4 protein-coding genes are annotated in these 7,455 nt (G+C 46.1%); 2 read left to right on the top strand and 2 right to left on the bottom strand.

Annotated elements, in window-relative coordinates; translation table 11 throughout:
• Positions 1–644: 644 nt before the first annotated feature.
• Positions 645–1,613 carry an integron integrase gene (locus tag V5298_RS08785; RefSeq protein WP_332931085.1) on the top strand — a complete coding sequence of 323 codons (969 nt, stop codon included), beginning with the start codon at positions 645–647 and terminating at the stop codon, positions 1,611–1,613.
• A gap of 53 nt (positions 1,614–1,666) precedes the next feature.
• Here V5298_RS08785 and fadA read toward each other — a convergent pair whose 3' ends face one another.
• Together fadA and fadB are read right to left on the bottom strand one after the other, a co-directional pair.
• On the bottom strand, positions 1,667–2,830 hold the full coding sequence (gene fadA, locus V5298_RS08780; RefSeq protein ID WP_332931084.1) for an acetyl-CoA C-acyltransferase FadA: 1,164 nt from the start codon (positions 2,828–2,830) through the stop codon (positions 1,667–1,669).
• 18 nt (positions 2,831–2,848) lie between these two features.
• Positions 2,849–4,999, bottom strand: coding sequence for a fatty acid oxidation complex subunit alpha FadB (gene fadB / locus V5298_RS08775; protein ID WP_332931083.1), 2,151 nt, complete (start codon positions 4,997–4,999; stop codon positions 2,849–2,851).
• Between the two features lie 312 nt (positions 5,000–5,311).
• Between fadB and V5298_RS08770 the strand changes: the two genes are divergently transcribed.
• Positions 5,312–7,339: a transglycosylase SLT domain-containing protein gene (locus V5298_RS08770; RefSeq protein WP_332931082.1), complete on the top strand. Its 2,028-nt coding sequence runs from the start codon at positions 5,312–5,314 to the stop codon at positions 7,337–7,339.
• The last annotated feature ends 116 nt before the right edge of the window (positions 7,340–7,455 follow it).

The raw sequence follows: 7,455 nt of genomic DNA, 5'->3' as shown, positions 1-7,455 counted from the left end.
AAGTTAGCAGCAATATCCAAATCTTTTACTGGTAACGTAACTTGGTTAAGTTCCATTTAAACTCCTAGCGTATAACGTTCCGTTAACGAGCGAGCGTAGTTTGCGAGTCCGAGCCAGTGCAGTTTACTGGCGTTTTCGTTAAACGGCTTGTTATGTGTCATTATTCTATCAAAACCATAGCCAGCCAAATTAAGAGTATAGCCATTTGAAAAAGCGAGAACTAAAGAAATTGAATACCGTAAAAATGCACCCGAAAAGTAGTGCCTGAAGAAGAAACAAGCCTGTATCCTCGGATAGATTTAATAAGTCTAGAAATTCCATTGTCACACAAGTCAATCCAGTCGCGCAGGCTGCTGCCACAGCTCTCGCCAGAGTGCTTTCATTTTTATTTTCTTCCCTGGTCATTCGTTTCCCGTTGACACATAACAATTTAATGTACGGAAATAATCCTTTATGCAACACGGAATATTTCCATATATCCGTTTAATCATACTCTAACTTTGGCACGTAACTTCACATATATCAACATCCTACACTTTGTATCTGAATATCCTGTATCTAAGTACGGAATGTTTCCTTTTTATTTTACTGCGTTAAAAATCTGCGTAAGACTGAATGTATTTACAGTAAGAGATGTAAGCAATATGAGGTCTATGTTTATGCAGATGGTGGTCCAGCATATGCGAAATCGTCGGTATGCTAAGCGCACTATCGAGCTTTATTGTCGCTGGATCGTCAGCTATATACGCTTTAATAAAAATACCCATCCAGCAGAGATGGGAGACAAAGAAGTCGAGTTGTTCCTCTCTTATTTAGTGAACACAAAGGATGTGGCACCGGCAACCCAAGCCAGCGCACTAAACGCATTGGCGTTTCTCTATCGCGACGTGTTAGAAAGCCCTCTATCTTTAGATTTGAATTTCGTTGCAAGTCGACGTCAGGCCAAACTCCCCGTTGTCTTAACGCAAGACGAGGTTGCGTCACTTTTGACACAGATCCCCGCTCATTTGAAACTCCCTGTTTCTTTGTTGTATGGAAGTGGTTTGCGGCTGATGGAAGCGGTCCGTTTACGTGTTAAGGATATCGATTTTGATTATAACGCCATTCGTATTTGGGACGGCAAAGGGGGTAAGCATCGAGTGGTTACTTTGGCTTGTGAGCTTAAACCTGGGCTAACACGGCAAATAAGCCTAGTTGAAAGTTATCTGGCTGCTGATTTAAACAACCCTAAGTACAGTGGCGTCTATTTACCGCACCGTTTACGCGTGAAATACCCCAATGCGCCCAAAGAACTTGGGTGGCAATACCTTTTTCCTTCTGCGCGTTTATCCGTAGATCCTGAAAATAAACAAATACGTCGGCATCACATCGATGAGTCGAGTATTCAAAAAGCTATAAGAAATACAGCAAAAGCGTGTCATATCAAAAAGAAGGTAACACCCCATACATTACGTCATTCATTTGCCACGCATCTATTACAAGCGGGGGCTGATATTCGAACGGTGCAAACACAGTTAGGTCATGCTGATGTAAAAACCACTCAAATTTATACCCATGTGCTGCAACAAGGAGCCCAAGGCGTTGTAAGTCCACTTTCCCGGGTACTAAAATGAGTAAACAAAAAAGGGCCAAAGGCCCTTTTAAAATTAACACCAAATGAAGCTAGCTAAACCCGTTCAAACACCGTAGCTATGCCTTGGCCAAGACCAATACACATGGTTGCTAAACCAAGGGTCTTGTCTTTGCTTTCCATAAGGTTTAGTAAGGTCGTACTGATACGAGAGCCAGAGCATCCTAAAGGATGGCCAAGTGCAATAGCCCCACCGTTCAGATTTACTTTCTCATCGTATTTATCCAGCCAACCCAATTGCTTAATACAGCTTAATGCTTGTGCGGCAAAAGCTTCGTTGAATTCGGCGATTTCAATGTCATCCATAGTGAGGCCAGCCCGTTTTAGTGCTTTTTGTGTTGCAGGCACTGGGCCATAACCCATAATGGCCGCATCACAACCCGCTACCGCCATACTGCGGATCTTAGCGCGAGGGGTGAGCCCTAACGCCTTGGCTTTGTCGGCAGACATTACCAGCATGGCCGATGCCCCATCAGAAATAGCGGAGGCCGTACCCGCAGTCACCGTGCCGTTAACCGGGTCAAACACGGGGCGCAATCCCGCAAGGGTCTCCACGGTGGTTTCTGGGCGAATTACTTCATCGGCATCAATGCGTTTTAACACACCGTCTGCATCGTGACCCTCCACAGGAACAATTTCATTATTCCAGCGTCCTTCAAGGTGGGCTTTATGTGCCAGTTGGTGTGAACGCGCACCGAAGGCATCCTGCATTTCTCGAGTGATACCATTTTGACGACCCAGCAATTCCGCTGTCATCCCCATATTTCCCGATGCTTTTGCGGTATATTTTGCTAGTTCTGGATGGAAATCCACATTAAAGGTCATGGGAACGTGGCCCATGTGCTCCACACCACCAATCAGGTAAACGTCTCCGCGTCCTGTCATGATGCCGCTAGTTGCATCGTGCAGGGCTTGCATTGACGAGCCGCACAAGCGGTTTACGGTTACCGCTCCCGTAGAGCGGGGAATGTTCGTCAACAATTGGGCATTACGGGCAATATTAAAGCCCTGTTCCTTCGTTTGTTGCACACAGCCCCAGATAATGTCTTCAATTTCTGTAGGATCTAGGTTCGGGTTTCGTTCTAACAACGCATTCATCAAATGTGCGGTAAGGCTTTCAGCACGCACATTGCGAAATATCCCGCCCTTGGAGCGACCCATGGGCGTACGAATTGCGTCAACAATGACTACTTCTTTCATTTTCTTCTCCTTGGGTCGTTATGCGAAATAAGATTTGCCTTCGGCGGCCATTTGGCGAACACCATCGGAAATCTGATAAATGGGGCCTAAATGCGCGTATTTGTCGGCCAGTTCAACAAATGCTGCGAGTCCCATTGTTTCGATATAACGGAAAATTCCACCGCGGAAAGCCGGGAATCCTAGCCCATACAATAAAGCCATATCCGCTTCGGCGGCGCTGGCAACAATCCCTTCTTCTAAGCAACGAATCGCCTCATTGGCCATGGGGATCATCAGCCTTGCAATAACTTCATCTTTGCTAAATGTTTGGCTTTCTGCGCTATGAGGGGTAATTAAGGCGTAAGCTTCTTCGGCAGCGTTTTTGGTGGGGCGACCACGCTTGTCAGTACCAAAATTATAAAAACCTTTGCCGTTTTTCTGTCCTAGTCGAGACGCTTCATATAGCAAGGTTACCGGATCATTACTTACCTTCTGCATACGCTCGGGAATGCCTTCTGCCATAACGCCTGCAGCGTGATCAGCGGTGTCCATGCCTACCACATCAAGCAAATAAGCCGGGCCCATCGGCCAGCCGAAATCTTTTTCCATTACTTTATCAACGTTGACAAAATCGGCACCATCTAGCACCAACTTACTAAAGCCAGCAAAGTAGGGGAACAGCACACGATTTACCAAAAATCCAGGGCAATCGTTTACCACAATGGGGGTTTTCCCCATGGTAAGGGCGGTGGCAACAACGGTATTAATGGTTTCTTCAGAGGTATTTTCGCCTCGAATAATTTCAACCAAGGGCATACGATGCACAGGGTTAAAAAAGTGCATGCCACAGAAGCGCTCAGGTTTGTCGAGGCTCTTAGCCAGTTGATTAATTGAAATGGTCGAAGTATTCGAGCAAATAATCGTGTCATCGCTGACTACTTCCTCGGTTTCCTTAATAACAATTCCCTTCACTTTAGGGTTTTCAACCACCGCTTCAATGACCACATCACAGTCTTTCATGGCGCTGTATTCAAGTGTTGGGGTAATGGCATTTAATGTTGCTGCCATTTTTTTGCCGTCCACCTTGCCTCGTTGCATGCCTTTGTTCAGTATTTTCGCGGCCTCATTCAGGCCTAACTGTAAGGCTTCTTCATTGATGTCTTTCATGACCACGGGAAGGCCTTTCGATGCACTTTGATAGGCGATACCACCGCCCATGATCCCGGCACCCAAAACCGCATTTAATTTCACCGATTTGGTGGCAGCTTTTGCCAGTTTTTTGGCTTTGCTTTTTACCTGTTGGTCGGCTAGGAATATGCCTACTTGCGCTTTTGCAGCATCGCTTTTAGCGAGTTTTACAAAGCCTTCATTTTCTAATTTTAACGCGCCGTCACGATCAAGACGTGACGCATTTTTTACTGTTTCCACCATCATGTGTGGTGCAGGGTAGTGCTTGCCCGCTTTGGCGGCAACCATGGCTTGGGCGGTAGAAAAGCTCATGGTCGCTTCGTTTTTATTCAGCTTCAGAGGCCCTTTTTTACTTTCTCTGCGGCTTTGCCAGTTTAGGTTGCCCGCGATGGCATCTTTCACCATGCTTCTTGCTGCTTCCAACAGTTTTTCAGGGGCAACCACCGCATCAACGGCACCGACACTGAGTGCTTGTGGGCCGGTGTTGTTCTTGCCGGTAGTCATCCATTCCAACGCGTTATCTGCACCAATAAGCCTTGGCAATCGAACTGTGCCACCAAAACCAGGCATAAGACCTAATTTTATTTCAGGCAAACCAATAGAGGCGGTGGTGTCTGCCACCCTAAAATCACAGGCTAGCGCCATTTCGCAACCGCCGCCTAGTGCAAAACCGTTGACTGCGGCAATGGTAGGGAAGGGTAAATCTTCAAATCGGTCAAATACCTTAGAGGTGTTACGTGTCCATTCCAGTATTTGTTCTTCAGGTTCTGCAAACAGGGCTGTGAACTCAGTAATGTCTGCACCCACAATGAATGTCGATTTGCCACTACTTACTATGACAGCAGTGACATCGCCGTGAGCAGATAGGGCGGCCGTGGCTTCATCAAGTTCATTGACGGTTTCACGATCAAATTTGTTAACTGAACCTTTCGCATTAAAAATCAGTTCAGCAACACCATCATCTGACAACGTAACGGTCAGATTTTTGCCTTCGTATATCATTTTCGTCTCCTTCGGCAATGGCGGGGAAGTCAGAAAAAAGTAGCAAAAATTGCACTACGGTATCTTCATCTGACATGTTAGTGTGGCATTGATTCTGACAATGCTACGAAAAATTTCAATAAAAATTCAAACAACCGTTTACATTTTTTTAGTAAATGGCGATGCAATCACGTAATTCAAGGTCGAATTACCACAGTTAGTTTGTATAATGGTAAGAGAAGCAGGTGTTCGCCAGCACAAATCGTTTAGTGGGTTTTACGTTTCCCCCTGTTGGCTTCACCTCTGTCCTTTTTTTTTGGCTGGATGGTTCATATGCATATTTTTGCGGTAACCCGCCTTAAGTGTCTTTTGTTGTTCTTGTGTTCCGGTGCGTTTTTCTGGGGTGTACTGGTTGCGTCTGCAATAGCGCAAAATGAGGAAGACAGCGCGCCGCTACTGGAGTCTCAGCGTGCCCAATTTCTTGAGCTTGAAAAGCAGCTTGGCCGTGCCAGTAGAGAAACGGTGGATAGTCTGGAAGATGATGTTGCCGCCCTGTCTGATTATCCCTTGCATCCCTATCTTGTCCGTCAGCAACTCGACCAGCGGATGGATTTAGCCCATCGCAATGCCATCGAAGAATTTTTGCTTACCTATAACAATCAGCCTTTTACTTATGGTTTACGAGGTCGATGGCTACGCTATTTAGCTAAGCATGATCAGAAAAAAGCATTTTTAGCTAATTATCGCGATGGCATGGGAGCCACCATAACCTGCCAGTATCTTGAATATCAATTGCAAGATGCTAAACGACCTCAATACTGGCTGGAAAAAGTGACGCCAATTTGGTTAAGCGGTCATTCGCAACCGGATGAGTGTGATCCTGTTTTTAAACAGTGGCAAAAGGCCGGTTTAATGACCTCAGATCATATACTGCAACGTATTGAAAAAGCCGCGCTGGCAGGCAATTCTATGCTGGTGTCTTACCTTAAAACCAAATTACCCGAGGCACAGCAATACTTGCCTGCTCTTTGGTTAGGTATCAAGGGCGCGCCACAGTGGGCACTTAAAAAATCCAAATTTCCCTTAACACAGCCGGATATAGAAGCAAAAATTCTGGCTTATGGTGTTGAAAAATTAGCTTGGAAAGATCCAGAATCGGCGATCCGCGCATACCATCTGTGGCAACCTAAGAATATATTTAATCAAGTACAAAGACTCACTATTCACAGAGCCATTGCGCTGAGTCTCGCCATTGATGATAAACCACAGGCCAACGAATGGTTACAGCGTGCTGATGTGGCTGGGGCGAAAAGCGACGTTAAACGCTGGCACATGGCGTATTTGTTAAAACATAGGCAGTGGAAAGCGGTATTGGCATTGATTGCTGATGCACCAGCTTCGGTACAACAACAGGATAGCTTCCGTTACTGGCGGGCCCGTAGTTTAGCGGCGTTAGGGATGGAAGATGAGGCCCAGGCTTTGTACCAAAGCTTATCGCAAGAACGGCATTTTTATGGTTTTATGGCCAGTGCAAAACTGGCGCAGCCTCCCACCATTAAACATCAATCTGCGCCAAGAGATGAGAAGGCGTTAACCATGATAAGTCAACGTCCAGCGGCGCAGCGCGCCAAGGAGTTTCTGGCACTCAATCGATTAGTTGACGCGCGACGGGAGTGGCGTTATTTACTCCGCTCATTGGCACCAACACAAATAAAAGATGCGGCGTTGTTGGCCAGCGAGTGGGGATGGTTTGATCAGGCCATTATCAGCTTTACCCAAAGTGGCTTCATGGACGATATCGAGAAGCGTTTTCCATTAGCCTATGCCGAACAATTTTCTACATTGGGCAGTGTTTATGATATTCAGCCTGCTTTTGCCATGGCCATAGCACGGCGTGAGAGTTCGTTTATGGTTGATGCCGTGTCGCCAAGTGGTGCACGAGGGTTGATGCAACTAATGCCGGGTACGGCCCGTTATATTGCGAAAAAGAAAGTATCAACCAGTGAGTTGTACGATGCCAATCAAAATGTGACTTATGGCGTCCAGTACTTACGCTATTTAATGGATAAGATGGGGGATGATCCTGTGCTTGTGTCTGCGTCGTACAACGCAGGTTGGCAAAGGGTAATGCAATGGTTACCGGAAAATCGTACCATCGATACGGATATCTGGATTGAAACCATCCCTTACAAAGAAACACGAAATTATGTAAAAGCGGTGATGGCCTATCGCTATATTTATGAATATCAGCTGGGTGAATCTCCTTCACTTTTTCAACAGTTAGCGAAATCTGCTATTCCTTCCGTGCCAGGCTTATTACCTGCAAGTGGAGGAAATACGACGACGTACGCACCCAAATAATCACTGCCAGCCGGGTTCTGACTGTGGCCCGCATTTTCGCTTTGTTTTTACCGGCTATCTCTCATGATAAGCTTGATGTATTTGGCACACTGGCGGTGTTCAAAACGACAGTATAA

The sequence above is a fragment of the Alteromonas sp. 14N.309.X.WAT.G.H12 genome, assembly GCF_036697315.1.
In the GTDB taxonomy this organism is placed as follows: Bacteria; Pseudomonadota; Gammaproteobacteria; order Enterobacterales; family Alteromonadaceae; genus Alteromonas.
Note: the sequence above shows the minus strand (reverse complement) of the source record. Positions and strands in the feature narration are given on the sequence as shown.

What these genes read in the sequence shown, in the direction of transcription:
- V5298_RS08770 (WP_332931082.1), top strand. Translation starts at nt 5,312, where the DNA reads ATGCATATTTTTGCGGTAACCCGCCTTAAGTGTCTTTTGTTGTTCTTG.
- fadB (WP_332931083.1), bottom strand. Translation starts at nt 4,999, where the DNA reads ATGATATACGAAGGCAAAAATCTGACCGTTACGTTGTCAGATGATGGT.
- fadA (WP_332931084.1), bottom strand. Translation starts at nt 2,830, where the DNA reads ATGAAAGAAGTAGTCATTGTTGACGCAATTCGTACGCCCATGGGTCGC.
- V5298_RS08785 (WP_332931085.1), top strand. Translation starts at nt 645, where the DNA reads ATGAGGTCTATGTTTATGCAGATGGTGGTCCAGCATATGCGAAATCGT.